The sequence below is a fragment of the Clostridium boliviensis genome, from assembly GCF_033342255.1.
Classification (GTDB): domain Bacteria; phylum Bacillota; class Clostridia; order Lachnospirales; family Lachnospiraceae; genus Lacrimispora; species Lacrimispora boliviensis.
Genome location: NZ_JAWONS010000131.1, coordinates 1 through 3,030, shown reverse-complemented (window position 1 = coordinate 3,030; position 3,030 = coordinate 1). Strand labels below are relative to the sequence as shown.

Below are 3,030 nucleotides of genomic sequence, written 5' to 3'. Positions count from 1 at the left end.
AAAATACCTCGTTAAGTGCTCTGGCGACCTAAACCAACTTGGTTAAGCCCTCGACCTATTAGTGACAGTCAGCTGCACATGTTGCCATGCTTCCACCTCTGCCCTATCTACCTCGTCGTCTTCAAGGGGTCTTACTCTTGCGATGGGATATCTCATCTTGAGGGGGGCTTCACGCTTAGATGCCTTCAGCGTTTATCCCTTCCCGACTTGGCTACTCTGCCATGGTGTTGATCACCAACAGATACACCAGAGGTCAGTCCATCCCGGTCCTCTCGTACTAAGGACAGCTCCTCTCAAATATCCTACGCCCACGCCGGATAGGGACCGAACTGTCTCACGACGTTCTGAACCCAGCTCGCGTACCGCTTTAATGGGCGAACAGCCCAACCCTTGGGACCTACTACAGCCCCAGGATGCGATGAGCCGACATCGAGGTGCCAAACCACTCCGTCGATGTGAACTCTTGGGAGTGATAAGCCTGTTATCCCCAGGGTAGCTTTTATCCGTTGAGCGATGGCAATCCCACTTTATACCACCGGATCACTAAGTCCTAGTTTCCTACCTGCTCCACCCGTCGGTGTCGCAGTCAAGCTCCCTTATGCCTTTGCACTCTTCGAATGGTTTCCGACCATTCTGAGGGAACCTTTGAGCGCCTCCGATACTCTTTCGGAGGCGACCGCCCCAGTCAAACTCCCCGCCTGACATTGTCCCCCAGCCAGGTTATGGCTGCAGGTTAGAAATCCAATACCGCAAGGGTGGTATCCCAACATCGGCTCCACAGAGACTGGCGTCCCTGTTTCATTGCCTCCCACCTATCCTGTACATGCAGCACCGAATCCCAGTATCAAGCTGGAGTAAAGCTCCATGGGGTCTTTCCGTCCTGGCGCAGGTAACCAGCATCTTCACTGGTATTTCAATTTCACCGGGTGCATTGTCGAGACAGCGCTCAAATCATTACGCCTTTCGTGCGGGTCGGAACTTACCCGACAAGGAATTTCGCTACCTTAGGACCGTTATAGTTACGGCCGCCGTTTACTGGGGCTTAAATTCAGAGCTTCGCGTTGCCGCTAACCCCTCCTCGTAACCTTCCAGCACCGGGCAGGCGTCAGCCCATATACCTCACCTTTCGGTTTTGCATAGACCTGTGTTTTTGCTAAACAGTTGCTTGAGCCTATTCTCTGCGGCCTGATTTCTCAGGCACCCCTTATCCCGAAGTTACGGGGTCATTTTGCCGAGTTCCTTAACAATGCTTCTCCCGCCGGCCTTAGGATTCTCTCCTCATCCACCTGTGTCGGTTTACGGTACGGGCACATATTACACAATAGCGGCTTTTCTTGACAGCCCCTACAGAGACTTCCCTACTGATATTCGGTACGCGTCACACCTTCCTGTTGCTAAGCGGATTTGCCAACTTAGCCAGTCCAATGCTTGCCCCGGTCTTTTCATTCCCGGGTTCTCTCTCGGTTCTGTGTCCCCACAGTTCTGATAATATGCGGTACAGGAATTTCAACCTGTTGTCCATCGACTACGTCTTTCGACCTCGCCTTAGGTCCCGACTTACCCAGAGCAGATCAGCTTTACTCTGGAAACCTTAGATATTCGGCCTGAAGGATTCTCACCTTCATCTCGCTACTCATTCCGGCATTCTCTCTTCTTAACGCTCCACACCTCCTTACGGTAGTGCTTCTGCGCATTAAGAATGCTCCTCTACCAATGTACATGAATGTACATTCCACAGCTTCGGTGTCGTGTTTTAGCCCCGGACATTTTCGGCGCAAGACCTCTCGACTAGTGAGCTATTACGCACTCTTTGAATGTGTGGCTGCTTCTAAGCCAACATCCTAGTTGTCTCTGAAATCTCACATCCTTTTCCACTTAACACGCACTTTGGGACCTTAGCTGGTGGTCTGGGCTCTTTCCCTTTTGACTGCCCAACTTATCTCGTGCAGTCTGACTCCCGTACATCATCTGACCGGCATTCGGAGTTTGATATTCTTTGGTAAGCTTTGACGCCCCCTAGGAAATTCAGTGCTCTACCTCCGGCAGACTAATACGAGGCTAGCCCTAAAGCTATTTCGAGGAGAACCAGCTATCTCCGGGTTCGATTGGAATTTCTCCCCTACCCACACCTCATCGCCACCCTTTTCAACGGATGTGCGTTCGGTCCTCCACCGCCTTTTACGGCAGCTTCAACCTGGACATGGGTAGATCACCCGGTTTCGGGTCTACCTTCACTGACTTAACGCCCTATTAAGACTTGGTTTCCCTTCGGCTCCGCACATTCAGTGCTTAACCTTGCCAGTAACGGTAACTCGCCGGACCGTTCTACAAAAAGTACGCGGTTCCACTTAAAATGTGGTTCCACAGCTTGTAAACACAAGGTTTCAGGTTCTCTTTCACTCCCCTCCCGGGGTCCTTTTCACCTTTCCTTCACAGTACTATGCGCTATCGGTCACTAAGTAGTATTTAGCCTTGGGGGGTGGTCCCCCCGAATTCCCACAAGGTTTCTCGTGTCTCGTGGTACTTTGGATCCTGCTCGCTGACTATTGCTTTCCCATACAAGGCTTTCACTTTCTATGGCCGGTCTTTCCAGGACCGTTCTGGTAACAAATCGTCTCACTTATTGCAGTCCGTAACCCCAGCATGCACGCACGCTGGTTTAGGCTCTTTCCATTTCGCTCGCCGCTACTTTGGAAATCGAGTTTTCTTTCTTTTCCTCCGGGTACTTAGATGTTTCAGTTCCCCGGGTTCCCGACGTATGGCTATGGATTCACCATACGACAACTGAGGTTTGCTCAGCTGGGTTTCCCCATTCAGATATCTCCGGATCAAAGGATATTTGCTCCTCCCCGAAGCTTTTCGCAGCTTATCACGTCTTTCATCGGCTCTTAGTGCCAAGGCATCCACCTTGTGCTCTTTATAGCTTAACCAATACGACTTTCACCTGCGGGTGCGGGCTACTTATCTAAGATACATAGCGTTGTATCTTATGGTCTTAGGTTTGTTCTCTTACCGTACGTTACGGTAATT

At 51.0% G+C, this 3,030-nt stretch carries 1 rRNA gene; it reads right to left on the bottom strand.

The window, feature by feature from the left end:
- Window positions 1–38 precede the first annotated feature (38 nt).
- A 23S ribosomal RNA gene (locus tag RZO55_RS08980) occupies window positions 39–2,930 on the bottom strand.
- Window positions 2,931–3,030: the final 100 nt, after the last annotated feature.